At 60.4% G+C, this 26,088-nt stretch carries 20 protein-coding genes and 3 rRNA genes; 17 read left to right on the plus strand and 6 right to left on the minus strand.

Features of this window, described 5'->3' with window-relative positions:
* The first annotated feature begins 485 nt into the window (after positions 1-485).
* From VUN82_00725 to rrf, 3 genes are all read left to right on the plus strand, one after another.
* Positions 486-2,005, plus strand: a 16S ribosomal RNA gene (locus VUN82_00725).
* A gap of 574 nt (positions 2,006-2,579) precedes the next feature.
* Positions 2,580-5,724 (plus strand): 23S ribosomal RNA (locus tag VUN82_00730).
* A 190-nt stretch (positions 5,725-5,914) separates the two neighbouring features.
* Positions 5,915-6,031 (plus strand): 5S ribosomal RNA (rrf, locus tag VUN82_00735).
* The 16S, 23S and 5S rRNA genes sit together here, the layout of an rRNA operon.
* Positions 6,032-6,137: 106 nt before the next feature.
* Here rrf and VUN82_00740 read toward each other — a convergent pair.
* The 3 genes from VUN82_00740 to VUN82_00750 form a co-directional block, all read right to left on the minus strand.
* Entirely contained in the window at positions 6,138-6,971 is an 834-nt protein-coding gene (locus VUN82_00740; GenBank protein XAS72413.1) for an alpha/beta hydrolase, read from the minus strand.
* Positions 6,972-7,033: 62 nt separating this feature from the next.
* Positions 7,034-7,888: an alpha/beta hydrolase gene (locus VUN82_00745; GenBank protein XAS72414.1), complete on the minus strand. Its 855-nt coding sequence runs from the start codon at positions 7,886-7,888 to the stop codon at positions 7,034-7,036.
* Positions 7,885-8,787 (minus strand): alpha/beta hydrolase, encoded by a 903-nt coding sequence (locus VUN82_00750; GenBank protein ID XAS72415.1) that lies wholly within the window; start codon positions 8,785-8,787, stop codon positions 7,885-7,887. Before VUN82_00750 ends, VUN82_00745 begins: the two co-directional genes overlap by 4 nt.
* 56 nt (positions 8,788-8,843) lie before the next feature.
* Here VUN82_00750 and lysS point away from each other — a divergent pair, with 56 nt between their 5' ends.
* The 13 genes from lysS (at position 8,844) to VUN82_00815 (ending at position 22,371) form a co-directional block, all read left to right on the plus strand.
* Positions 8,844-10,373 (plus strand): lysine--tRNA ligase, encoded by a 1,530-nt coding sequence (gene lysS, locus VUN82_00755; protein ID XAS72416.1) that lies wholly within the window; start codon positions 8,844-8,846, stop codon positions 10,371-10,373.
* A 2-nt stretch (positions 10,374-10,375) separates the two neighbouring features.
* The gene (locus VUN82_00760; GenBank protein XAS72417.1) at positions 10,376-10,549 is read left to right on the plus strand and encodes a hypothetical protein; all 174 of its coding nucleotides are present in this window, start codon (positions 10,376-10,378) and stop codon (positions 10,547-10,549) included.
* Between the two features lie 129 nt (positions 10,550-10,678).
* The gene (locus VUN82_00765) at positions 10,679-11,005 is read left to right on the plus strand and encodes an Lsr2 family protein (GenBank protein XAS72418.1); all 327 of its coding nucleotides are present in this window, start codon (positions 10,679-10,681) and stop codon (positions 11,003-11,005) included.
* 437 nt (positions 11,006-11,442) lie between these two features.
* Positions 11,443-13,935 carry an ATP-dependent Clp protease ATP-binding subunit gene (locus tag VUN82_00770; GenBank protein XAS72419.1) on the plus strand — a complete coding sequence of 831 codons (2,493 nt, stop codon included), beginning with the start codon at positions 11,443-11,445 and terminating at the stop codon, positions 13,933-13,935.
* A gap of 254 nt (positions 13,936-14,189) precedes the next feature.
* On the plus strand, positions 14,190-16,298 hold the full coding sequence (locus VUN82_00775; protein ID XAS72420.1) for an alpha/beta fold hydrolase: 2,109 nt from the start codon (positions 14,190-14,192) through the stop codon (positions 16,296-16,298).
* A gap of 225 nt (positions 16,299-16,523) precedes the next feature.
* Positions 16,524-17,033, plus strand: a complete 510-nt coding sequence (locus tag VUN82_00780; protein ID XAS72421.1) for an amino-acid N-acetyltransferase — start codon at positions 16,524-16,526, stop codon at positions 17,031-17,033.
* 149 nt (positions 17,034-17,182) lie between these two features.
* Positions 17,183-18,658 carry an FAD-binding oxidoreductase gene (locus VUN82_00785; GenBank protein ID XAS72422.1) on the plus strand — a complete coding sequence of 492 codons (1,476 nt, stop codon included), beginning with the start codon at positions 17,183-17,185 and terminating at the stop codon, positions 18,656-18,658.
* Between the two features lie 366 nt (positions 18,659-19,024).
* Positions 19,025-20,026: a dihydroxyacetone kinase subunit DhaK gene (gene dhaK / locus VUN82_00790; protein ID XAS72423.1), complete on the plus strand. Its 1,002-nt coding sequence runs from the start codon at positions 19,025-19,027 to the stop codon at positions 20,024-20,026.
* A 2-nt stretch (positions 20,027-20,028) separates the two neighbouring features.
* Complete coding sequence (gene dhaL / locus VUN82_00795; protein XAS72424.1) at positions 20,029-20,691, plus strand: dihydroxyacetone kinase subunit DhaL; 663 nt, start codon at positions 20,029-20,031, stop codon at positions 20,689-20,691.
* The gene (gene dhaM / locus VUN82_00800) at positions 20,688-21,386 is read left to right on the plus strand and encodes a dihydroxyacetone kinase phosphoryl donor subunit DhaM (protein XAS72425.1); all 699 of its coding nucleotides are present in this window, start codon (positions 20,688-20,690) and stop codon (positions 21,384-21,386) included. The genes dhaL and dhaM overlap by 4 nt, the downstream gene beginning before the upstream one ends.
* A gap of 89 nt (positions 21,387-21,475) precedes the next feature.
* On the plus strand, positions 21,476-21,652 hold the full coding sequence (locus VUN82_00805) for a CsbD family protein (GenBank protein ID XAS72426.1): 177 nt from the start codon (positions 21,476-21,478) through the stop codon (positions 21,650-21,652).
* A 94-nt stretch (positions 21,653-21,746) separates the two neighbouring features.
* The gene (locus VUN82_00810; GenBank protein XAS72427.1) at positions 21,747-22,007 is read left to right on the plus strand and encodes a DUF4235 domain-containing protein; all 261 of its coding nucleotides are present in this window, start codon (positions 21,747-21,749) and stop codon (positions 22,005-22,007) included.
* Positions 22,008-22,011: 4 nt separating this feature from the next.
* A complete protein-coding gene (locus VUN82_00815; protein ID XAS72428.1) occupies positions 22,012-22,371 on the plus strand; it encodes a VOC family protein in 360 nt (119 codons plus the stop codon).
* Here VUN82_00815 and VUN82_00820 read toward each other — a convergent pair.
* Entirely contained in the window at positions 22,368-22,880 is a 513-nt protein-coding gene (locus VUN82_00820) for a VOC family protein (GenBank protein ID XAS72429.1), read from the minus strand. The genes VUN82_00815 and VUN82_00820 overlap by 4 nt on opposite strands.
* Positions 22,881-22,953: 73 nt before the next feature.
* On the opposite strand from VUN82_00820, the gene VUN82_00825 reads away from it, so the two are divergent.
* Positions 22,954-23,739, plus strand: coding sequence for a helix-turn-helix domain-containing protein (locus tag VUN82_00825; protein XAS72430.1), 786 nt, complete (start codon positions 22,954-22,956; stop codon positions 23,737-23,739).
* On the opposite strand, the gene VUN82_00830 is transcribed toward VUN82_00825, so the two are convergent.
* Together VUN82_00830 and VUN82_00835 are read right to left on the minus strand one after the other, a co-directional pair.
* Positions 23,736-24,533 carry an SDR family NAD(P)-dependent oxidoreductase gene (locus tag VUN82_00830; GenBank protein ID XAS72431.1) on the minus strand — a complete coding sequence of 266 codons (798 nt, stop codon included), beginning with the start codon at positions 24,531-24,533 and terminating at the stop codon, positions 23,736-23,738. The two genes, VUN82_00825 and VUN82_00830, sit on opposite strands and share 4 nt — an antisense overlap.
* Positions 24,534-24,656: 123 nt before the next feature.
* Positions 24,657-26,009 (minus strand): cation:dicarboxylase symporter family transporter, encoded by a 1,353-nt coding sequence (locus VUN82_00835; protein ID XAS72432.1) that lies wholly within the window; start codon positions 26,007-26,009, stop codon positions 24,657-24,659.
* Between the last annotated feature and the right edge of the window lie 79 nt (positions 26,010-26,088).

The following is a 26,088-nucleotide window of genomic DNA, read 5'->3' on the forward strand; positions in this document are numbered from 1 at the left end:
GTGGTCACGTTGGCCAGGTTGATGAACGAGCGGAGTTATGCCCGACGGCGGGGCTGTCGCCAGTTTTTGGGGTGGTGTTCGGGGGGTGTTGGGGTTGTGTTGGGTGGTTGTTGGGGTGGATTTGCGTTGGGGGTGTGGGGCGTGTATTGTTTTCTGAGTCGCCGGGTGCGAAACGGAAAGCCGGAAGGTGTGTACGGTTCGGTAGGCGGCCAAAAATAACTCTTCTTTTCCAATGGCCTTGTTGGGTGCGCTGTTTTTGTGGTGCGCTGTGCGGGGTGATGTTTTGGGGGGTCTGTTGTTTGAGAACTCAATAGTGTGCCAAGTTTGTTGATGCCGATTGTTTTATTGATTGGTTGAAATTATGGCCGGGCCGTTGCGCACCCCCGTGTGTGGTGGTTTGGTTTTCAGCTGGTTTCGAATTTTGTGCAGCCGCGCTGGCCGTTATTTCCGGTGGGTGTGGTTGTGTCTGTTTGATTTGTTTTTCTTCAACGGAGAGTTTGATCCTGGCTCAGGATGAACGCTGGCGGCGTGCTTAACACATGCAAGTCGAACGATGATCCCAGCTTGCTGGGGGATTAGTGGCGAACGGGTGAGTAACACGTGAGTAACCTGCCCTTGACTCTGGGATAAGCCTGGGAAACTGGGTCTAATACCGGATATGACTCCTCATCGCATGGTGGGGGGTGGAAAGCTTTTGTGGTTTTGGATGGACTCGCGGCCTATCAGCTTGTTGGTGGGGTAATGGCCTACCAAGGCGACGACGGGTAGCCGGCCTGAGAGGGTGACCGGCCACACTGGGACTGAGACACGGCCCAGACTCCTACGGGAGGCAGCAGTGGGGAATATTGCACAATGGGCGAAAGCCTGATGCAGCGACGCCGCGTGAGGGATGACGGCCTTCGGGTTGTAAACCTCTTTCAGTAGGGAAGAAGCGAAAGTGACGGTACCTGCAGAAGAAGCGCCGGCTAACTACGTGCCAGCAGCCGCGGTAATACGTAGGGCGCAAGCGTTATCCGGAATTATTGGGCGTAAAGAGCTCGTAGGCGGTTTGTCGCGTCTGCTGTGAAAGACCGGGGCTCAACTCCGGTTCTGCAGTGGGTACGGGCAGACTAGAGTGCAGTAGGGGAGACTGGAATTCCTGGTGTAGCGGTGAAATGCGCAGATATCAGGAGGAACACCGATGGCGAAGGCAGGTCTCTGGGCTGTAACTGACGCTGAGGAGCGAAAGCATGGGGAGCGAACAGGATTAGATACCCTGGTAGTCCATGCCGTAAACGTTGGGCACTAGGTGTGGGGGACATTCCACGTTTTCCGCGCCGTAGCTAACGCATTAAGTGCCCCGCCTGGGGAGTACGGCCGCAAGGCTAAAACTCAAAGGAATTGACGGGGGCCCGCACAAGCGGCGGAGCATGCGGATTAATTCGATGCAACGCGAAGAACCTTACCAAGGCTTGACATGAACCGGAAAGACCTGGAAACAGGTGCCCCGCTTGCGGTCGGTTTACAGGTGGTGCATGGTTGTCGTCAGCTCGTGTCGTGAGATGTTGGGTTAAGTCCCGCAACGAGCGCAACCCTCGTTCTATGTTGCCAGCGCGTGATGGCGGGGACTCATAGGAGACTGCCGGGGTCAACTCGGAGGAAGGTGGGGACGACGTCAAATCATCATGCCCCTTATGTCTTGGGCTTCACGCATGCTACAATGGCCGGTACAAAGGGTTGCGATACTGTGAGGTGGAGCTAATCCCAAAAAGCCGGTCTCAGTTCGGATTGGGGTCTGCAACTCGACCCCATGAAGTCGGAGTCGCTAGTAATCGCAGATCAGCAACGCTGCGGTGAATACGTTCCCGGGCCTTGTACACACCGCCCGTCAAGTCACGAAAGTTGGTAACACCCGAAGCCGGTGGCCTAACCCTTGTGGGGGGAGCCGTCGAAGGTGGGACCGGCGATTGGGACTAAGTCGTAACAAGGTAGCCGTACCGGAAGGTGCGGCTGGATCACCTCCTTTCTAAGGAGCTGCTAACAACTTCTTGCCGTGCCTGCATGGGTGCGGAATGTGGTTGTCAGTGTTGCCCATTGCGCAGGCGTCTGTTCTGCGGTGGGTGCTCATGGGTGGAAACATCAACGAATCAAACTTCTTTGGCATGGCCTTTACCGGTTGTGTCCTGGTGCCAGTACGGCAACCCGTGCCCCTTTTGGGGGTGTGGTGTTGTGTGGAACGCTGCCGGGGCGTGGGTGGTATGGGGTTGTGTTTGGCGCACTGTTGGGTCCTGAGGCAACAGGACCTTTTTGCAGCAATGCAGGGGGGCATCTTCTGGTGTTTCTTTTGTTCCTGCTTCCGGCGTCCCGGTCACTGTTATCAGCCCCTGCCCCCGCGTTTTGTGGGTGTGTGGGTTGTGGTGGGTGGGGTGTGGTTGACGGGGTTGTTGTTTGAGAACTACATAGTGGACGCGAGCATCTAGAACATGCGCTGTGCCGGCTCTTTTGGGGGTTGGTGGGTGTGTGTTCTTACAGCAATTTCTTATGAATGAACCTGGCCCTTGTGGTCGTGGTTCTCTCGAGTAAGTTTTTGATCTTTGTGTGGTCAAGTTTTTAAGGGCACACGGTGGATGCCTTGGCATTAGGAGCCGAAGAAGGACGTAGGAATCTGCGATAAGCCTGGGGGAGTTGATAACCGAGCGTTGATCCCAGGATGTCCGAATGGGGAAACCCCGCACAACGCTGTCAAAAGTGATTGTGTGACCCGCATCTGAACACATAGGGTGCGTGGGGGGAACGCGGGGAAGTGAAACATCTCAGTACCCGCAGGAAGAGAAAACAAGAGTGATTCCGTTAGTAGTGGCGAGCGAACGCGGATCAGGCTAAACCGTTTCCATGTGTGATAGCCGGCGGGCGTTGCATGGGCGGGGTTGTGGGACTTTCCGTACTGGTTCTGCCGGACTGGTGGGGTGTGTAGTGCAGGCATAGGTGAACGGTCTTGAAAGGCCGGCCAGAGAGGGTGTGAGCCCCGTAACCGTAATGTTGTGTACCGCCTGGAGAGGATCCCAAGTAGCACGGGGCCCGAGAAATCCCGTGCGAATCTGTCAGGACCACCTGATAAGCCTAAATACTTCCTAATGACCGATAGCGGACCAGTACCGTGAGGGAAAGGTGAAAAGTACCCCGGGAGGGGAGTGAAACAGTACCTGAAACCGTGTGCTTACAATCCGTCGGAGCCAGTCTGATTCTGGTGACGGCGTGCCTTTTGAAGAATGAGCCTGCGAGTTAGTGTTACGTCGCGAGGTTAACCCGTGTGGGGTAGCCGTAGCGAAAGCGAGTCTGAACAGGGCGAGTGTAGTGGCGTGATCTAGACCCGAAGCGGAGTGATCTACCCATGGCCAGGTTGAAGCGACGGTAAGACGTCGTGGAGGACCGAACCCACTTCAGTTGAAAATGGAGGGGATGAGCTGTGGATAGGGGTGAAAGGCCAATCAAACTCCGTGATAGCTGGTTCTCCCCGAAATGCATTTAGGTGCAGCGTTGCGTGTTTCTTGCCGGAGGTAGAGCTACTGGATGGCCGATGGGCCCTACAAGGTTACTGACGTCAGCCAAACTCCGAATGCCGGTAAGTGAGAGCGCAGCAGTGAGACTGTGGGGGATAAGCTTCATAGTCGAGAGGGAAACAGCCCAGACCACCAACTAAGGCCCCTAAGCGTGTGCTAAGTGGGAAAGGATGTGGAGTTGCGAAGACAACCAGGAGGTTGGCTTAGAAGCAGCCATCCTTGAAAGAGTGCGTAATAGCTCACTGGTCAAGTGATTCCGCGCCGACAATGTAGCGGGGCTCAAGTACACCGCCGAAGTTGTGGATTTCACACAGTGCCCTAGCCTTCGTGGTTCAGGGGTGTGGAGTGGTAGGGGAGCGTCGTGTGGGCAGTGAAGTCGCGGTGGAAACCAGCGGTGGAGCCTACACGAGTGAGAATGCAGGCATGAGTAGCGAAAGACGGGTGAGAAACCCGTCCGCCGAATGATCAAGGGTTCCAGGGTCAAGCTAATCTGCCCTGGGTAAGTCGGGACCTAAGGCGAGGCCGACAGGCGTAGTCGATGGACAACGGGTTGATATTCCCGTACCGGCGAAAAACCGCCCATGCCAAGCGGGGGATACTAACCGCCCGGAGCCTGCCCTATCACCCTTGTGGTGTGTGGGTTTTGGCCGAGCGCGGGATCTGATCCCGGGAGGTAAGCGTATTAACAGGTGTGACGCAGGAAGGTAGCCGGGCCGGGCGATGGTTGCCCCGGTCCAAGGATGTAGGGTCAGGGATAGGCAAATCCGTTCCTGTGTGTTTCGAGCACGATCCTGAGATCTGATGGGACCCCCGCATGGGGGGATCCGGTGATCCTATGCTGCCTAGAAAAGCATCGACGCGAGGTTTTAGCCGCCCGTACCCCAAACCGACACAGGTGATCAGGTAGAGAATACCAAGGCGATCGAGAGAATTATGGTTAAGGAACTCGGCAAAATGCCCCCGTAACTTCGGGAGAAGGGGGGCCTGCCCCGTGATACAGACTTGCTCTGTGGAGCGGGTGTGGGCCGCAGAGACCAGGGGGAAGCGACTGTTTACTAAAAACACAGGTCCGTGCGAAGTCGCAAGACGATGTATACGGACTGACTCCTGCCCGGTGCTGGAAGGTTAAGAGGACCGGTTAGCCCGTAAGGGCGAAGCTGAGAATTTAAGCCCCAGTAAACGGCGGTGGTAACTATAACCATCCTAAGGTAGCGAAATTCCTTGTCGGGTAAGTTCCGACCTGCACGAATGGAGTAACGACTTCCCCGCTGTCTCAACCATAAACTCGGCGAAATTGCAGTACGAGTAAAGATGCTCGTTACGCGCAGCAGGACGGAAAGACCCCGAGACCTTTACTATAGTTTGGTATTGGTGTTCGGAGTGGCTTGTGTAGGATAGGTGGGAGACGTTGAAGCCCGGACGCCAGTTCGGGTGGAGTCATCGTTGAAATACCACTCTGGTCACTTTGGACATCTAACTTCGGCCCGTGATCCGGGTCAGGGACAGTGCCTGATGGGTAGTTTAACTGGGGCGGTTGCCTCCTAAAAAGTAACGGAGGCGCCCAAAGGTTCCCTCAGCCTGGTTGGCAATCAGGTGTCGAGTGTAAGTGCACAAGGGAGCTTGACTGTGAGAGAGACATCTCAAGCAGGGACGAAAGTCGGGACTAGTGATCCGGCGGTACATTGTGGAATGGCCGTCGCTCAACGGATAAAAGGTACCTCGGGGATAACAGGCTGATCTTGCCCAAGAGTCCATATCGACGGCATGGTTTGGCACCTCGATGTCGGCTCGTCGCATCCTGGGGCTGGAGTAGGTCCCAAGGGTTGGGCTGTTCGCCCATTAAAGCGGTACGCGAGCTGGGTTTAGAACGTCGTGAGACAGTTCGGTCCCTATCCGCTGCGCGCGCAGGAAATTTGAGAAGGGCTGTCCTTAGTACGAGAGGACCGGGACGGACGAACCTCTGGTGTGTCAGTTGTACTGCCAAGTGCATCGCTGATTAGCTACGTTCGGATGGGATAACCGCTGAAAGCATCTAAGCGGGAAGCTCGCTTCAAGATGAGATTTCCATACACAATTTGTGTGAGAGGCCCCCAGCCAGACCACTGGGTTGATAGGCCGGATGTGGAAGCGAGGACTAAAGACTCGTGAAGCTGACCGGTACTAATAGGCCAACAACTTACACCACACACAACACTGCACGCGTCCACTATGTGGTTCCCGAACAACAAAACCCGTTGCTTCCAGGAACAAAAACCACAACTAAATACACAACACCACAGGACCCTCAACATCGAGGGAACACACATGTTGTAACCACAAAAGCTTCCCACCCCAAAACACCCTCACCGGTGCACACGGGGTTCGGGTAACAAGGTTACGGCGGTCATAGCGTGGGGGAAACGCCCGGTCCCATTCCGAACCCGGAAGCTAAGACCCACAGCGCCGATGGTACTGCACCCGGGAGGGTGTGGGAGAGTAGGACACCGCCGGACAATCATTAACAGGGAAAGCCCCGACCACGACGGTCGGGGCTTCCCCCATTTAACCAACCAACCAGACACGGCAAGGTGGGAAAGCCCACCCCTGAGGCGAACTCCCCTAGCCCGAGAAGAACTCAGACAACTCTGCGATGAGCTTGTCGGGCGCCTTGTTGGGGCCGTCGTGCCCGAACCCAGGGAGGATGGTGTAGCTGGAGCCGGACAGGACATCGTGGATCTGGCCGCACGCTACACCGAAGTATGCGGGGCTTTTCTCGCCCACCACGATCAGTGTTTCCAAGGGCAGTTCAAGGAACGGCTCGGCGGGCATGTCGGCAGCGATGACTGCCTTGATTTCCCGGACTCCGCACGTCATCAGTTCCCGCATCTGCTTACCCATGGGTGTTCCGGCCGTCAGCTTCGTGGCGAGCGTCAACATGGACAGGGGCATGCGCGCGAAGGCGCCTCCTGTCTCTACTCCCTTGATGAGAACGGCGAGTCCGCGATCGTAGTCTCCTGCCGCCGTCGCGCGTTCATATTCCGGCGTCCAGTCGGCTTTGACGCTGTGGTTGACGGACACGGCGGGATCGTAAACGGCGAGTCGCTCCACGGGTAAGGTTCGCGCCGCATGCAGCGCAACCGCGCCGCCGAAGCTGTGCCCGAAAACGTCTGTGCTGGATGTGTGCTTCATGACCGCGTCGAGATCCCGGATGTCGGCTTCGAGGGTGTAGTCCTCGGGCTGGGGGGATGATTCACCACGACCGCGGCGGTTAAACGTATGTACGGGCCGCCCGAGGGACTCGCTCAGCTTCTGCGCGAAACGTGTGTAGTCAGAGGCCGTCACCATTGAGGCGGGCACGACCACAATACCCGAGCCTGCCGCCGCCAGGTCACCGCCTGTGGTGAGTACTTCGAGGTGTCCGCCGTCCGTTGTGGTGATGATCTCGCGCGTCATGTCTTGAGCCTAACCGAGCCACCTGAACGCAGGCAGCATGCAGGACGTTATGTGGATAACAATCAGCTTTTGAAGTAGTCCGAAATGTCCACGACTAGTTCCTTCACGGCGGCTGGAACGGAACCGTGGAAGCCCTTTGGCGATACTTCAAGGGTGCTTCCTGGAACGGCCGCGTGCAAACGCGCGGCCGTCACTTTGTAGTATTGGGGACTCTTCTTGCCCACCATGAAATGGGTGCCGGGAGGTAGGACGGAGAAGTCGCGCGGAGTTTCCGTGGCTTCGAACGCAGCCTTGAGTTCTCCGACGCCGGAGGGCATGAGTTCACGGAACATTGTGTTGACCTTGGTTCGCGAGACTACAGCCATGAGACCCACCAGTATGGGTTCAGGGACGCGGGCCAGGGCAGTTCCGGGATGCATTCCACGCTTCATACGGGCAAGCGCAAGGTTGATGTTGCCCTTGTTCACCGAGTCCTCGAAGCCGGCCATCCAATCCGTGTCCATGCTCCCGTCGATATTAACTGCGGCGTCGTAAACGGCGAGCCTGTCCGGTTGGTGTCTTGTGCCGGCAAATGCCTGCGCAGCGTTGAGGGCCACCGACCCACCCAGGCTGTGGCCGAGGATGTTCCTGGCAGCGGTGGCATCCATGATGGTGCGAACATCCGCAATTTCCGTGACCATGGAGTAGTTGTGTGGTTGATCGCTGGAGCCGCCGCGGCCCCTGCGATCGTAGACGTCCACGGCCCACCCATCTCCGAGGCCCTTCGCGAGGGCGATGGAGAAGGGACGATAGATCAGGGCCGTGAGGAATGCGCCGCCGATCAGAACCACGCGGCGCTCCCCGGGTGCGTCTTCCGCGCCGTAGCTGTATAACGCGAGTTTGCCGCCGTCGTGCGTTTTGATGGTGCGTTCCCTCACCGGTTTATCCTACGGCGCGCTGGCATTGGGGCTGTGCCTCCTGAAAGGAAGCGGGCGATTCGGGCTGCAAGCCGCCTGCCTGGCCGCAGGGGACCTTCGTGGAACTGCAACGGCACAATAGCGAAGTCGATGACTGGAACCGCTCCAGCAAGGGTGCGTCCGGTTTCGGCGAAGTAGGACGGACTCCAGCCGCCGCTAAGCATGAGTGTCGGAGTCACGAGCGAGGTGAAATCGTGAAGATGCGCGTCGGCATCGAGGACCGCGCGCATTTCCGCGACGGCGGTGGGCAACAGGGAGCGCATCTCCGAACCCAGCCGCGTCTGTGCAGAGAGGATGCTCAGCATCCGCAAGGCGCCCATCGGCAGGTAGGAGATGGGACCGGCAGTTCTCAGACCCTGCACCAGATGGGCCCATGCGTGGTCCAGTTGGCCTGCGGTAATTGCGGCTTCCAATTCCGGACGCCACCGACCATGGAGATTTCCTGATAGCGAGACAGCGGCGTCGTAGGTGACCAAGCGGTTGATCCTGGTGCTGCGCGCCGCCTGGAGCGCCACGAAACCGCCATAACTGTGCGCCACGACGTCCCGTGAATCGGTCTTCCGCATCACCGCCTGAAGGTCGGCGATCTCGGTGTCAGCGGAGTATCCGGGCGGTTGCGGCGCTGAGTGGCCCCGGCCGCGCCGGTTGTAGCAATGAACCGGCCGCCCGAGCATGAGACTCAAGGTCCGCGCGAAGGGCCAGTAAAGGGAGTCGGTCACCAAAGTGCCATGGACAACGACGACGCCGGACGGTTCCGTAGGCGCGTGCGAACCAGGAATCGAGGCTTTCGACGCCGGTCGGAACGTGTGCACCTCAAGCTGCCCGCCGCCGTCGTCCGTTTCAACTGTCCACGTCTCCACAGCCCGAGTCTATGTCCGGACGTAGAGGCCCGTAATCACCGGTAAACTTAAGGACTGTGACTTCCGCAAACACCCCAGCCCTGAACACCTCCGCAGAGCCCATCGACGCCAGCGAGCAGATGCGTATCCGCATGGACAAGCGCGCCAAGCTGATCGAACGTGGCACCGAGGCCTATCCCGTGGGCGTTGAGCGGACGCATTCCTTGAGCGAGATCCGCGAAAAGTATGCGCACCTGGAAGCCGACGAGACCACCGGTGACATCGTAGGCGTCACCGGCCGCGTCGTGTTCGTGCGCAACACCGGCAAACTCTGCTTCGCTACCCTCCAGGAAGGTGGCGTTGACGGCAAGGGCGTTCGTCTCCAGGCAATGCTGAGCCTGGCCAACGTGGGCGAGGAAGCACTGGCCGATTGGAAAGCCCTGGTTGACCTGGGGGACCACGTTTTCATCAAGGGCGAGGTGATTTCCTCCCGCCGCGGCGAGCTCTCCGTCATGGCCGATTCCTGGTCCATGGCCTCCAAGGCCCTGCGCCCGCTCCCGGTCCTGCACGCGGAACTTAACGAAGAAACCCGTGTTCGCCAGCGCTATGTGGACCTCATGGTCCGCGATGAAGCCCGCGAGATGGTCTATAAGCGTGCTGCCATCACTAGGTCTGTCCGCGACACCCTTGACCGCCACGGCTACGTCGAGGTGGAGACCCCCATCCTGCAGCTGGTCCATGGTGGTGCCACGGCCCGTCCGTTCGAGACGCACATGAACGCGTTCGATCAGAAGATGACCCTGCGCATCGCCACGGAACTTTTCCTGAAGCGTGCGGTAGTGGGTGGCATCGACCGCGTCTACGACATGGGCCGCGTGTTCCGGAACGAAGGCGTCGACTCCACGCACAGCCCCGAATTCACCACCCTTGAGTGCTATGAAGCCTGGGCTGACCAGTTCGTCATGGCCGAGCGCATGAAAGAAATCATCCTCAACGTGGCGGACGTGGTTGGCACCCGTACCATCCAGACCGACGCCGGCGAGATTAACCTCGACGGCGAATGGGCTTGGGTTGCGGTGTACCCGGGGCTTTCTGAAGCGGTTGGCGTTGAAGTCACTCCCGACACCACAGTGGAGGAACTGCTGGCCATTGCTGCCAAGCACGAGGTCAAGGTGGACCCGCAGTGGGACGCCGAGAAGATCGTGGTTGAGCTCTTTGGCGAGATTGTGGAGCCCACACTGCTGAATCCGACTTTCGTTTACAACTACCCGCCGTCGGCTCAGCCGCTTGCCCGACCGCATCGCGAAGACGGCCGGCTGATCGAGGCATGGGACCTGATTATCGGTGGCATGGAGCGCGGCACGGCCTTCTCTGAACTCATTGACCCCGTTATCCAGCGAGAACGGCTCACGGAGCAGTCACGCCGTTCTGCGGCTGGCGACGTTGAGGCCATGCAACTCGACGAAGACTTCCTTCGCGCCCTTGAATACGGTGCCCCGCCCATGGGTGGTATCGGGCTGGGCATTGATCGCCTTGTCATGCTGTTCACCGGTGCAGGTATCCGCGAAACCATTCTGTTCCCCTTACTGAAGCCCGAAGGACACTGATCATGGAATACATCGCAGTCCTGGCGCCATCGATCGTTGTTGGTTTGATCTTCTGGTTTGCCATGAAGTCCATCTTCAATGCCGACAAATCCGAGCGGCAAGCAGAAGCCCGCGCCCAAGCAGAGGCCAATTTGCGCAATTCCGGCCCTGAGAGTGAAGGTCCGGCAGCTAAATAGGCTGCAAATTGGGTGTCCTTAGCAGGAAACCCAAATGTGCCTTTGACGTGTGTGCTTGGCGTGAACGATAATCAGGAATAGGAACCCTCAAATTTCTGATTATCCAACCCTCCAAAAGAGAGGCTACTCATGGCACAGAAAGTTAAAATCATCCTCGTCGATGACCTGGATGAAGGGTCAGCGGACGAAACTGTCCGTTTCGGGCTGGACGGCGTTAGCTACGAGATGGACTTGTCCACCGCTAACGCAGAATCTTTGCGCAAAGCACTGGAGCCCTACGTAGCCAAGGCCAGGAAGACCTCTTCGGGCCGTGCAACACGTGGCCGTGCGACTGCCACTCGAAACCAGGATTCGGCACAGATCCGTCAATGGGCTCGTGACAACGGTTACACCGTAAACAGCCGCGGACGTATTCAGGCTGAAATTCAGGAAGCGTACCAGAAGGCCAATTCCTGATTCACCCGCCTTCAATGCCCCGGCAGCTTCTGCCGGGGCATTAGGTTTTTAAGCCCGTAGTTTGTTGCCAAGCCTTCCCAGAGGTGCCTGGAACAGGTCTTGGAATATTCCGTGAATCCTTCCGGCGCCTGGAGTGGGGATTATCCGGCCCTTTTGGGACTGGACAAAGCGTGTGGTCAAAACGACTGGCCAAGCCGAGGGGCTCGAGTCCTGCCGCTGCCCTGGACGGCTGACCACGTCCTTCAGGAGGCGTGACCACGTCCTTCACGAGGCCGGCACGGGTATGCGACAGGCGTTCCGCGGGCGGGCATCCCGGCTGCGAGGGGGGTGCCAGGTTTATTCCGCCGGGCGTCATGTTTCCCCTGTGGCGAACACGCTCCAAAAGTCGGGCTCCGGCACGTAGCATCAAAGTACGTCGTAGCTAGGAGTGTGGCGAAATGTTTGAGAGATTTACGGACCGTGCCCGTCGCGTGGTTGTCCTTGCCCAAGAAGAGGCACGGATGCTCAATCACAATTACATTGGTACCGAGCACATCCTCTTGGGTCTGATCCACGAGGGTGAAGGCGTTGCCGCCAAGGCGCTTGAATCCCTGAGCATTTCGCTCGATGGCGTCCGCGAACAGGTGCAGGAGATCATCGGCCAGGGTCAGCAGGCTCCATCCGGGCACATCCCCTTCACCCCGCGCGCCAAGAAGGTGCTTGAGCTTTCGCTCCGCGAAGCACTGCAGCTCGGCCACAATTACATTGGTACCGAGCACATCCTGCTCGGTCTCATCCGCGAGGGCGAAGGCGTTGCTGCCCAGGTACTGGTCAAGCTTGGTGCGGACCTCAACAGGGTCCGTCAGCAGGTCATCCAGCTGCTTTCCGGCTACCAGGGCAAGGAAACCGCGGGTTCGGGTTCCAGCCAGGGCCAGCCGGAGGGAACTCCCGCAGGTTCGGTGGTACTGGACCAGTTCGGACGCAACCTCACCCAGGCTGCCCGCGAGAACAAGCTCGATCCCGTGATCGGCCGCGAGCAGGAGATGGAACGCGTCATGCAGGTCCTCTCCCGCCGTACCAAGAACAACCCAGTGCTCATCGGTGAGCCCGGCGTCGGTAAGACTGCCGTCGTCGAAGGCCTCGCCCAGGCGATTGTCCGCGGCGACGTCCCGGAAACCATCAAGGACAAGCAGCTGTACACGCTTGACCTTGGTTCACTGGTTGCCGGCTCACGCTACCGTGGCGACTTCGAAGAGCGCCTGAAGAAGGTCCTCAAGGAGATCCGCACACGCGGCGACATCATCCTCTTCATTGACGAGATCCACACCCTCGTTGGTGCAGGTGCTGCTGAGGGCGCGATCGATGCTGCATCCATCCTGAAGCCGATGCTTGCCCGTGGTGAACTCCAGACCATTGGTGCCACCACGTTGGATGAGTACCGCAAGCACATTGAGAAGGACGCTGCCCTTGAGCGCCGCTTCCAGCCGATCCAGGTCAAGGAGCCTTCCGTCGCTCACGCGATCGAGATCCTGAAGGGCCTGCGGGACCGCTACGAGGCACACCACCGCGTAACGATTACCGACGGCGCCCTCGCCTCAGCAGCGCAGCTGGCCGAACGCTACATTTCGGACCGCTTCCTGCCGGACAAGGCGATCGACCTCATCGATGAAGCCGGTGCACGCCTGCGTATCCGCCGCATGACCGCTCCGCCGGAGCTCAAGGCCATGGACGAGCGCATTGCCGACGTCAAGATGGAGAAGGAATCCGCCATCGACGCCCAGGACTTTGAGGGTGCCGCTTCGCTGCGCGACAAAGAGCAGAAGCTCATTGCCGAACGCGCTGAGAAGGAACGCAACTGGAAGTCCGGCGGCATGGATGACATCTCAGAGGTTGATGAAGACCTGATCGCCGAGGTTCTTGCGAACTCCACCGGCATCCCCGTCTTCAAGCTCACCGAGGAAGAGTCCTCGCGGCTCCTCAAGATGGAAGACGAACTGCACAAGCGCGTCGTTGGCCAGGACGAGGCCATCAGGGCCCTGTCCCAGGCTATCCGCCGTACACGTGCAGGCCTGAAGGACCCCAAGCGTCCCGGTGGCTCTTTCATCTTCGCCGGGCCTACGGGTGTCGGCAAGACCGAGCTCGCAAAGGCCCTTGCCGAGTTCCTGTTCGGTGAAGAGGATGCCCTCATCACGCTGGACATGTCCGAGTACTCCGAGAAGCACACGGTTTCGCGGCTCTTCGGTGCACCTCCGGGCTATGTTGGCTACGAAGAAGGCGGCCAGCTCACCGAGAAGGTTCGTCGCCGTCCGTTCTCCGTGGTCCTGTTCGACGAAGTTGAGAAGGCCCACGCGGACCTCTTCAACTCGCTCCTGCAGATCCTGGAAGATGGCCGACTGACCGACTCCCAGGGCCGCGTGGTGGACTTCAAGAACACTGTGATCATCATGACCACCAACCTGGGTACCCGCGATATCTCCAAGAGCGTCGCTACGGGCTTCCAGTCCGGCACGGATACCCAGACCGGTTACAACCGGATGCGTGCCCGGGTCACGGAGGAGCTCAAGCAGCACTTCCGCCCCGAGTTCCTCAACCGTGTTGACGACGTTGTGGTGTTCCCGCAGCTCACCCAGGACGAGATCATCGAGATCGTGGACATGTTCGTTACCCGCCTGGAGCGTCGCCTCAAGGACAAGGACATGGGCATCGAGCTCACCACGGCAGCAAAGGTTCTTCTTGCCACCCGTGGCTACGATCCCGCAATGGGTGCCCGGCCGCTGCGCCGTACCATCCAGCGCGAGATCGAGGACCAGCTCTCCGAGAAGATCCTCTTCGGCGAATTGCACTCCGGTGACATCGTGGTGGTGGATGTGGACGGCGAAGGCGACGACGCCAAGTTCACGTTTGCAGGCAACGCCAAGCCGCGGATCCCGGAGATCGCTCCGACCGCGTAAGGCAGGCCCCACAAAGCACAAGCACCACAAAGCAAAGCCCCATCCGCTCCGAAACGAACGGGTGGGGCTTTCGCGTCAGGTGAGGTCTTGTTGGCGGTGCCGGAGGCATTTGCGTAGCTTGCGTCAAAGCGACGAAGGAGCAGCAAGCGGCAAATGGCGCCGGTACCGCCAGTATCACGCCATATCTGAAAGTACTGTTTCACTCTGAGTGAACCACCCTGTGATCGGCGACACAATACGTGTTGAATCGGAGCATGGATTCGACTCACAGCCCAAGCCCAGGCACGCCACCTGAAACTCCTTTTCACCACATCGACCACTACCTCTCCATTCCCAGAGTCAGTGGTCTCACCCTCAGCCCGGACGGCAAGCGCCTGGTCACTACCGTTTCAACCCTGAATGGCAAGGGCACCGAGTATGTCACCGCACTCTGGGAGATCGACCCCACCGGCCAAAGCCATGCCCGGCGGATCACCCGGAGTTCCAAAGGCGAGGCCGGTGCCGCCTTTGCCGCCAACGGTGATCTCTACTTCACGTCTTCCCGCCCCGACCCCGAGAGCGCAGATCCCGAGGCCGATCCGGTGAACGCACTGTGGCTGCTCCCTGCCAGTGGGGGAGAAGCTCGGGTTGTGCACACTCGGGCCGGCGGGATCAGTTCCGTCATGGCGGCAAAGAGTGCGGATGCCGTCTTCGTCAACGCCGAGGTTCTGGCAGGTTCCAGCAATGAGGAGAACGACGAAGAACGCCGCAAGACCCGCAAAGACAACAAAGTGTCCGCCATTCTGCACAGTGGCTACCCGATCCGCTATTGGGACGCGGACCTGGGTCCTGCCGAGCCGCGCTTGTTTGCAGTGGAACCGGGCGAGGAGAAGGAAGCCGGCAAACCAACCACCGTTGACATTCCGGCTCCGCTTAAGTTGCGCAACCTGACGCCCGGCGTCGGAGGTTCGCTGCGGGAAGCCAAAACTGTGGTGAGTCCGGACGGCAAGACCATTTACACGAGCCTCACCAAAGCCCTTGCCAAGGCCGACAGCCGTGAGGTGCTTGCCGCCGTCGACGTCGCCACTGGGGCTGTGAAGGTACTTCTGGACCGCGAGGGAATGAGCTACTTCCCTGGGCCCGTCAGCCCGGACAACCGCACGTTGGTTGTGGAGAGCGAAAGTGACACCACGCCCACCCAGGCTCCGCAGATCAAGCTGCACCTGCTGGACGTATCGGGCAGCGAAACGACTGACCTGGAGCCGCTCGCACACCAATGGGACCGCTGGCCTACTGCCTTGGAGTGGCTCCCGCAAGGCAATGCCATCCTGGTGAAAGCGGACGACGACGGCGCGTCGCCGCTTTTCCGGATCGACGTCGCCGATGGAGCGGTAACACGGGTGACGAAAGACGCTGCGGCGTATTCCGACGTCGTGGTTTCGCCGGACGGGACCACAGCGTACGCACTGCGGAGCTCCTACGAGTTCCCCGCTGAAGCTGTGCGGATCGACCTCGCTTCCGGAGATGTGGTGAGGTTGCAGGCACCCGCGGAACGGCCAAGGTACAAGGGGCACCTCGAACGCGTGGAAACGACGGCGGAGGACGGCTCGCGCGTGCCGGCTTACCTGGCGCTCCCGGAAGGTGCATCCGCAGACCGCCCGGCTCCCCTCCTGCTGTGGATCCACGGTGGACCGCTGGGCTCATGGAACGCCTGGACCTGGCGTTGGAACCCCTGGCTGCTGGTCGCCAAGGGCTATGCCGTACTGCTGCCCGACCCCGCCCTCTCCACCGGTTACGGCCAGGAGTTCATTCAGCGCGGCTGGGGTGAATGGGGCAAGAAGCCCTTCTCGGACCTTATGGCTATCACAGATGCCGTAGTCGAGCGGGCGGACATCGACGAGTCACGGACAGCGGCTATGGGCGGGTCCTTCGGAGGCTACATGGCCAACTGGGTGGCAGGCCAGACGGACCGCTTCAAGGCGATCGTGACCCACGCCAGTTTGTGGGCCCTGGACCAGTTCGGCCCCACCACCGACGCCGCGCAGTACTGGCTGAAGGAAATGACGGTTGAGATGGCGATGGAGAACTCGCCCCACCTCAACGTACGCAACATCAAGACGCCCATGCTGGTGATCCACGGAGACAAGGATTATCGCGTACCGATCGGCGAGGGCCTGCGGCTTTGGTACGAACTGTTGTCCTCATCGCAGCTGCCCGCAGACGACAACGGCCAGAGCCCGCACCGCTTCCTCTACTTCCCCGACGAAAACCACTGGATCCTCCAGCCGCAGCACGCGAAGGTTTGGTACGGAGTCGTGGAGCACTTCCTGGCACAGCAGGTGCTGGGCGAGGACGTGGCGCTGCCGGAGGAGTTGGGGATCTAGTCCGTTGCTGGGTCTGGCGTGAGTCCGGCGCTGGACCTGCGCCATTTGCCGCGTGCTCGCTCGTGCCTCGCTTAGACGCACGCTACGCAAATAGCCCAGGACCAGCGCCTCGCGGCGGCCCTCCGGTACTAAATGGTGACCATGGCGTCCGTCAGCGCCGCCCGGCTCAGCCCCGGCGTAGGTCATGCGCGGTCGGGCTCCTCTTTGTCTCGTTAGGATGGGGGAGTGAATTCGACCTTTAGCCTTCGTCCTGCCCGTACTAGTGATGTGGCGGCGATCAAGAGGCTGGTTGCCCCTCTCGCGGAGCAGCGGATTTTGATGGCCAAGGAAACTGTGGCGTACTACGAGAGCCTCCAGGAATTCCGGATTGCCGAATCCCATGACGGCGACGTGATCGGCTGCGGGGCCCTGCACGTTATGTGGGAGGACCTGGCCGAGATCCGCACCCTTGCCGCTGCGGACACGTGGCGGGGGCGGGGCGTGGGGCACGTGCTGGTGGAGGATCTCGTCGAAAAAGCCAAGGAGCTCGGCGTCAGCCGTGTGTTCTGCTTGACGTTTGAGGTGGACTTCTTCAAACGTCACGGCTTTGAGGTCATGGAGGACCAATCGGCCGTGGACCCGCAGGTGTACTCGGAGCTGCTGCGCTCGCATGACGAGGGCGTTGCCGAATTCCTTGATCTGGCGCGGGTAAAACCGAATACGCTGGGCAATACCCGGATGATCAAGCACCTCTAAGAGGACCCTCAACAAGGGCTGTCGGGTCGCAGTTCAACCCTGCCCGGATTATGCGTGATTTAAAACCCCTTCTCTTATCTAAAGTTGATGGATAAACTGATCGAGGCTTGCTGGGGAGCTTCCGCCATTCGTTCAATCGAGAGAAGATCATGCAGTCCCACGCGTCGTTTTCAGGTAATTCAAGCGTTTCAGAACTCCAACTCAGCGTGCGCGGTCCCGTGTTCACGCCTGCCGATCCCGGCTTCGCAGCCGAGGTAGCGGCCTTCAACCTCTCCACTCAACACCAGCCGGATGTTGCCTTCGGCGCCCTCGACGCAGAGGACGTTTCGGCGGCTATCAAATGGGCGGCGGAACGGGGAATGCCCGTAGCCGTTCAGTCCACGGGGCATGGCGCAACAAACGCGATAGAAGGCGGGCTGCTCATCAGTACCCGCCGCATGCTTGAGCTCAGCATCGACCCCCTTGAGAAGACTGCCCGGGTCGGGGCCGGTGTTCGTTGGAAGGCCGTGGTTGACCTTGCTGCGACCTTCGGTTTGATGGGCCTTTGTGGTTCAACCAGTGACGTGGGCGTGGTGGGATACACGCTGGGCGGGGGCCTGCCAATCCTGGGCCGTAAGTACGGCTTTGCCTCGGATCATGTCATCGCCTTCGAGCTGGTCACAGCCGACGGCACCCAACAAAGGGTGACCAAGGACGAGAACGCTGAGCTGTTCTTCCTCCTGCGAGGCGGCAAGGGCAATCTGGGCATTGTGACGGCCATGGAATTCCACCTCTTCCCAGCCGCCGATCTCTATGCAGGCGGTGTTTACTTCGACGGCGGGCACGCCCCGGAAGTCCTGGGGGCGTTTAGGGAATGGGTGCCATCGCTACCTGCGGAGGCATCGGCGTCGTTGGCGTTTTTGCGCCTTCCGGAGATGGAGATGATTCCGGAGCCGTTACGGGGAAAGTTTGTGATCCACCTGCGCTACGCCTACCAAGGCGACCTGGCTGCAGCGGCGGAGCTGCTGGAGCCCATGCGCCGAAGCGCCCCGTTCATGATGGACGCCACCGGCCCTTTGGAAGCAAGCCAATTCGACACGATCCACCAGGATCCGGACCAGCCAGTCCCCGTTCGCGAGCGTGGCTTCCTGCTTGATCGTTTGGACGAAGAGGCGGCCGAGGCAATCCTGCGGCACTTCGGTCCAGGCGTCGATAGCCCAGTGTTGTTGGCAGAACTCCGGCTGCTGGGCGGCGCCCTCGCCAAGAGCGCGGAGGGCGAGGATATTGTGGGCGGTCGTGATGCGGCGTTCAGCTTCTACATGGTTGCCATTGCTATGCCTCCTGTTGTCGAGATGCTGCCGGCAGTTTTCGAGGCCGTGCATACAGACCTTCGACCTGCTGCCAACGCCGGCACATTTGTGAACCTCCATGGCCACTTTGTGGATGCCGAGGACAGGGAGCGGCCTTGGGGCCCCAGCGCACGGGAGCGGCTTAAGAAGGCGAAGGCGGAGCTGGATCCGAAGAACATGTTCAGCTTTGGGCATGTAGTGGGTCTTCCTGCCACGGAACAGCCGGTTGTTATGGATCAGACCGCGCTGCTCGAAGACGTGGTCACGGCCGGCGGCGACGCCGTGCTGAACAGTTAAGGAGCGGACCGTGCAAGATCGTGTCACGTTTCCGGACTTTTCAGCTTTCCAGATAGACATCCCCCACGGGTCCTGGCCGAACGAATCTTTCTGGCCGGGGACGGCCCACTCAAACCCGGACCTGTATTCCGCATTTTGGCTCGACTTCCATGCCCGGAGTGAGGCGGACTTCAGTCCTCCAGGCACCACCGCGCAGCCCGGGCACCACGAAGATTAAGCGTGTCATTCCGGCAGGGACAGGTCTTTGGGCCCTCCCTGCCGGCCTTTAACGGGCGTTGGCGGCTTCTGCACGCGACGAGGCCTACCCTGTGCCCGGGCCCGGTAGTAGGGTCAGAGCACCAGCCACAGCACGCCCAGGAGCATCCCATGAAAAAGCTCATCAATGATCCACGCGCCGTGGTGGACGAGTCCGTCGAAGGTTTCGGCATGGCCCATGCCGACATCGTGGACGTCCATCCCGAGCCCAAGTACGTCATCCGGAAAGGCGCACCTGTAGCGGGCAAGGTTGCCCTGGTATCCGGCGGGGGCAGCGGCCATGAGCCACTGCACGCCGGGTTCGTCGGCCTCGGCATGCTCGACGCCGCGGTGCCCGGCGCCGTCTTCACCTCGCCCACGCCCGACCAGATCATACCGGCGACAGTCGCTGTCGACTCAGGTGCCGGCGTCGTGCATATCGTCAAGAACTACACAGGCGACGTCCTGAACTTTGAGACTGCGGCGGAGATGGCACAAGCCGAGGGCGTGCACGTACGTTCGGTGCTGGTAAACGACGACGTTGCTGTGGAGGACTCGCTGTACACGGCGGGCCGCCGTGGAGTGGGCGGGACTGTGCTCGTGGAGAAGATTGCGGGTGCTGCCGCTGAGCGTGGGGACGGTCTTGAAGCTGTTGCCGCCATCGCGGAGCGGGTCGCCGCCAATGTGCGGACCATGGGAGTCGCTCTCTCTGGCTGCACGGTTCCGCACGCAGGTACGCCGAGCTTCGAGCTGGCGGAGGACGAGATCGAGATCGGCATCGGAATCCATGGCGAGCCCGGACGCCACAGGATCGCCATGGAAAGCGCTGACGCGATCACCGACCGTCTGCTGGAGCCCGTGCTTGAGGATCTCTCCCTCTCCTCCGGCGACAGGGTGCTGCTGTTCGTGAACGGCATGGGCGGCACGCCGCAGAGTGAGCTCTACATCGTCTATCGCCGGGCCGCCCAGGTACTCGCAGAGCGCGGCGCAACAGTGGAGCGCTCGCTGGTAGGGAACTACGTGACGTCCCTCGAAATGCAAGGTTGCTCGGTGTCCGTGCTACGCCTCGACGACGAATTGACGAGTTTGTGGGATGCCCCGGTTCATACGGCTGCCCTGCGTTGGGGAGCGTGAGCATGGGGCTGGGCGTTGAATGGGCACTGGACTGGCTGAAGCTGTCCGCGAAGGCCATGGCAGAACATCGAAGGGAACTGATAGAGCTGGACCGGCCAATTGGCGATTCGGACCACGGCGAGAACATGGACAGAGGATTCCAGGCGGTTCTGCAGAAGCTGGACGAGACGCCGCCGGAAACTGCGGGAGCTGCCCTTAAGGCGGCTGCGATGGCGCTGATGTCCAAGGTGGGCGGAGCTGCCGGGCCCCTTTACGGCACCGCATATCTTCGGGCGGCCACATCCCTCGGTGATTCCACCGACATTGATGCAGAGGCGCTGGCTTCCGCGCTCGCCGCTGCCCGCGACGGCGTGGTGGCGCGCGGCAAAGCCGAGACCGGTGACAAGACCATGATTGACGCATGGACGCCGGCAGTGGAGGCAGCGCAGAACGCCGCGTCCAACGGCGGTGATGTACTCGCCGTCCTGGAAGCTGCTGCCGAGGCAGCCGAAGTGGGGGCTGTGGCTACCGATCCGCTGGTGGCTCGCAAGGGCCGGGCAAGCTACCTTGGGGAGCGAAGCGCGGGGCATCGCGATCCAGGAGCGGCCTCCACGGCACTGCTCTTGCGCGCCGCGGCAGCAGCAGCGGCCGGCTCCGCAGGAAACACGGGAACCGACGCCGTATGACAGTTGGGATCGTGGTTGTCTCGCACAGCAGCAAGATCGCTGAAGGTGCAGTGGAACTCGCCGCACAGATGGCGCCCGACGTCGAACTCGTCGCCGCCGGGGGCACTGACGACGCACGGATTGGCACCAGCCTCGAGAAGGTGTTGGCCGCCGTCGAGCAGTCGCTGATTGATGCGGGAGGCGATGGCGTGGTGGTGCTGACGGATCTGGGCTCAGCAGTAATGACAGCTGAGTCTGCGATCGAATTCGCCAGTGATCCTGACGCCATACTGCTTGCCGATGCGCCTTTGGTTGAAGGGCTCGTGGCCGCGGCTGTAGCGGCGCAGGGCGGGGCCGGCGTCGAGGAGGTGCGTAAGGCTGCCGAGGCCGTTGGATTCAGGGCTTCCACCGATACTGAAGCCTCGGCCGGTACTGACACGCCCGCAAGTACTGACGCGCCGGATGCTGCCGGCGACTTCGAGCTAATTAATCCCATGGGCATCCACGCGCGGCCTGCCGCGAAGATAGCCGGTGGCCTGTCCGGCCTTGACGCTGAGGTGACTATCAACGACGTCGACGGGACGTCCATGATGGCGCTCATGACACTCGCGGCCGGGCAGGGTGCAACCCTGCGCGTGGAGGCCCGTGGAAAGGACGCTGCGAAGGCTGTTCAGTATGTCGGGCGGTTGGTGCGCGAGGGATTTGGGGAGATGTGATCACGACGTCTTCATGGGCAAATATTGCTAAGTACCCTGATTAGTGATGTTGTAGAGGTACAGGTTCACAACAAGGAAGAGGTGCGGGCATGGGTGCTGACGACAAGATGGAGAACGCTGGCGAGAAGATTTCAGGCAAGGCTAAAGAAGCTGCCGGAAAGCTTACCGACAACGAGCGCCTGGAAGCCGAAGGCAAGGGCGAGCAGGTCAAGAGTGACCTCAAGGGTGCTGGCGAAAAGGTAAAGGACGCCTTCAAGAAGGACTAGGAATTCGGGCGGGGCCGTTGCAGTTGCAGCGGCCCCGCCTTCCTATTGTGTTTTGACAGGCATAACACCGCACGATCAGATGGAGGATTCTTTCGTGAATTTGCTGGTGAAATTGTTCGGCCTGGCAGTCAGCCTTGGAGCTGGCGTGCTGGCAAACAAGACGCTTGAAGGACTCTGGGAGAAAAAGACAGGAAAACCTGCCCCCAAGGACGGAACTGATCTGAACGATTCCTTGCCGGGAGTGCTGGTGTTCGCTGTGGTCTCGGCGGGCGTCGGGGCGGTGGTTCACGTTCTCACCCAAAGGGGCACCAAGAGCGCGCTGGCCCGTATGAAGAAAACGGCAGACGAGGTTTAGGAAAATGGCAATAGCCCGATACCCGAGTGTAGTTATCGATTGTCCGGATGCGCCCGCCCTCGCCGCCTTTTATGGGGAACTGCTGGGCTGGGACGTGAAGGGCGAAACCGATTGGTTCGAGATCCGTCCCAGCGATGGGAACAATTGCATCGCTTTCCAGCAGGTCGAGTCATATCACGCGCCGGAATGGCCGGGGCAGAAAGTTCCTCAACAAATGCATCTTGATCTAATGGTGGAGGACTTGGACAAGGGCGAGGAAGTGGCTCTTTCGCTCGGTGCAAGCAAGGCGGAGCACCAGCCGGGGACCACCTTCAGGGTGTTCCTTGATCCGGCCGGCCATCCGTTCTGCCTGTGCCTTTCTTAACCCTGCTGGGCCGCCCACTCCTCGACGCGACGGTTGCTTTCCTCTTCGGAGAGATCTTCCACGCGGGTCATGATGGACCAGCGCACGCCGAAAGGATCCCGGATACTGGCATATCGATCCCCTGACACGAAGGTGGTCAGGGGTTCGCGGATGGTGGCGCCGGCTTGTTCCGCTCGCTGCACAAGTGCGTCTGCGTCCGGGCAGTAGAAGCCCAGGGAGTAGCAGTCATCATCGCCATCGGGTGCCGGGACCAAGTGGTATTCCGGGTTGGGCTCGCCCAGCTGAAGGTGGCCATTCCCGAGGTCGAGTTCGGCATGGACCACAACTCCGCCCATCTCGGTGGCGCCAACAACCCGTGCCCCGAAAACGTCTCGGTAGAACGCGATCGCATTCTTGGCATCGGGTACGGCGAGGAAGGGCGTCAGGCTGGTCAGCCCGTTGGGTATTCCGTGGGTAGTGTACTTGCCGTGGGCGGCCGTGGTTGGCTCAGTGCTTGTAGTATCTGTCATGTCCACGACGCTACCGGCCGGGCTGCTGGCGGCGCTTGGAAATTCGCGACAGACTTTGTTGGGGAGGGCTCTTATGGATAGTTCGTTCAAGGGCATTCTGTACCCGGCGCGGCTTCCCACCTTCAACCGTTTAGCGGCGCCGGAGTCTGTTGCGGAGCTGGTCCAGTGGTTCTGGATTCCCGAATGGGACATTGAGCCAGGCCGCACCTCCCGTCAGCATCTGATCGCCTACCCCGCATCCAATCTCGTTGTGCAGTTGGACGATGTGGTCTTTTCCGGTCCAACAACCCGTGCCGCCTATCGCGACTTGACTGGCCAGGGTTGGGCAGTGGGAGCGCTGCTGCGCCCGGCCGCGGTTCCGGTGTTCGCCGATGATCCGGGCAGCTTGCGTGATGCCGAAGTGGCGCTGCCGTTGGAGGATCTCCACCGTTCTGTCGCACGGGCCATGAACGCCCCCGACGGCGGCACTCGCCGCGACCAGGCAGTGGATGCCTTTGTGTCGTGGCTCGGTTCCCTGGACTACGTTCCTTCCCAAGAAGCCTTGTTGGCGAACCGGATGATGGACACTGTTGCCTCGGACCCGGAGGTGGCCCGGATTGAGGATGTGGCGGCCCGGCTGGCTGTCTCTGGGCGGACGCTCCAGCGAATTGCGAGGAAATACATCGGCCTCAGCCCCTCAGTGCTGATCCGTCGCCGTCGCCTGCAGGACGCCGCCGAGAGGGCTCGTTTGGACCCATCCGCTGATCTTGCGGACATCGCTGCCGGGCTTGGCTACGCCGACCACGCACACCTGACGAACGACTTCCAGAAGTACCTGGGGTTCACGCCGAGCACGTACCGGCGTGCTGTTGGCAGTTAGTCGTCGCCCGATCCTGGCTCGCTCAAATGCCGGTTGAACTGGGCTCCCGCGGCATCCGGCATGACGTTGCTGCCGAGCCCCATGATGCGTGATTTCAGGGAGCCGCCCAGCACGTTACCTTCACCTTTCATCATCGCTTTGAAGCCTTGCCCGGCAACCTGCGCCGGATCGTCCTTCTCCTCGGTCCCTACCTTCGTGTCCATCAGCTCTGCCCGTTCAAAGAACGGAGTCTCCGTGGGGCCCGGCAGCAGGGTGGTTACAGTGACCCCTGTGTGCCGCAGTTCATTCCTCAGCGCTTGTCCAAAGGACTGAACGAAGGCCTTTGATGCGCCATAGACGGCCTGGAAGGGTGCTGGCCCCCGGGCAATGATTGAGGAGGTGAACAGTATCCTTCCTTGACCGCGTTCCACCATGTCCGCCGCGATCCACTTGGCGAGGGCGACTGTTGAGGTCACGTTCAGATCGATAATCCTGATTTCCTGTTCAAGGTCCGTCTCCACAAAGGGACCTCCCACACCGATCCCGGCGTTGAGGGCCACGGCGTCAAGTGGTCTTCCGAGAGCTGCAACCGCGGAGCGCAACTGCTCCACACCCTGCCTGCTGGCGAGGTCGATCTGTTCCGCCGTTACGGCACCGCCGAGATTGGCCAGGCGTTGTGCCGCTCCGTGGATCCCGTCATTTTCAGCGACGATAATCGTGTCGAATCCGTTGCTGAGGAACTGCCGCGCAAGCTCGTACCCGATGCCGGTGGATGCTCCCGTGACAAGGGCCAGTTGCCTCTCATTGGTGTTCATCGGTCATCCCTTTCGGTTCGCTATGGCGGGAGATTCCAGCGCGAAGCGCGTCCGGAGAAAGTCTGTAACTGACAGGTTACTTAGTATTTTCGCATCCGGCACCAAGAGGGACAAAGCTGCTGACTACACAGAAACGGGCACCGGTGGTTCCGTAGCCTCTTTGCTGGCTTCCGGCGTCGTGGTTTCCCCGCGGAAGGCGGCGAGCATCGCCTCGCGATCGAATTGCCCCTCCCACTTGGACACCACGAACGTGGCAACGCAGTTGCCAAGCAGGTTGACCACGACGCGCATGGAATCCATCAACCTGTCGGCTCCGAGGAGTAGTGCCACGCCCGCTACGGGGAAGATTCCCAGGGCCCCGGCCGTGGCGGAGAGGGCCAGGAAGGCCGAGCCGGGAACGCCTGCCATGCCCTTGGAGGTCAGCATGAGGATTCCGAGGGCAGCCAGCTGTTGGCCCAAGTCGAGGTTGTGGCCGAAGGCTTGGGCAAGGAACAGCAACGAGATGGAAAGGTAGAGAGCAGCGCCGTCGAGGTTGAAAGAGTATCCCGTGGGAACCACCAGCCCAGTGGTTGCGCGGGAACAGCCAGCGTTGCTCAGCTTGGTCATGATTCGCGGCAGTACTGATTCCGTGGATGCCGTGCCCAGTGCCAGGAGGAACTCTTCGCGGGAGTACTTGATGAACTGCCACAGCGGGACGCGTGGGTAAACCCAGGCCACAATGAACAGCAAGCCGATAAAGACCAGTGCCGAGCCGTAGCATGCCGCCACCAGCAGGGCGTAGGTGCTCAACGAACTCAGCCCGTACTGGCCGATGATGAATGCCATTGCCCCGAAGGCGCCTACCGGGGCAACCCTCATCACCCAGGACATGATCTTGAAGAAGAGTTCCAGGGTGGTCTCCATGAGGTCGATGACGGGCTTGCACTTCTCCCGTCCCACCACCACGATGGCCGCCCCGAAGAAGACGGCGAAACAGAGGACCTGCAACAGCGTGTTGGATGCGAACGCTCCAACCACGCTGGTCGGAATGATGCCCAGCAGGAACTGCCCTGCGTCCTTGGGCGGGGCCGTGGTGGTCTTGGCGTTGACTGCTTCCGCTGACAGGGAAGCCGGATCAATGTTCAACCCTGCCCCCGGCTGGACGATGTTGGCCACGAGCAGCCCGAACGCCAGCGCGAAAAGTGTGGCGGCGGTGAAGTAGACGAGGGCTTTGACTCCCACGCGGCCAACAGACTTCACGTCGCCTACCGCCGAGATTCCAGTGACGATCACCAGGAATATCAGTGGCGCAATGATCATCTTGATGAGTTGGATAAAGCCGTCGCCAAGAGGGCGAAGCGCAGATCCGATGCCCGGCCAGAAGTAGCCGATGGCGACCCCCAGCACCACGGCCACCAGGATCTGGAAGAACAGGGATTTATAGAGTGGCTTCTTTGCCGCTGGCCTCACAGCAACAGCGAGTGCGGGAGTCTTCAAGGTGGCGCCTATCTGTGCGGGGCCATGAAGGGTCACGGCCGGGGTCACAGATGACGCTATGAGGGGCGTGTTTCGGAAC

It is taken from the genome of Micrococcaceae bacterium Sec5.1 (genome assembly GCA_039636795.1).
Lineage (GTDB): Bacteria > Actinomycetota > Actinomycetes > Actinomycetales > Micrococcaceae > Arthrobacter.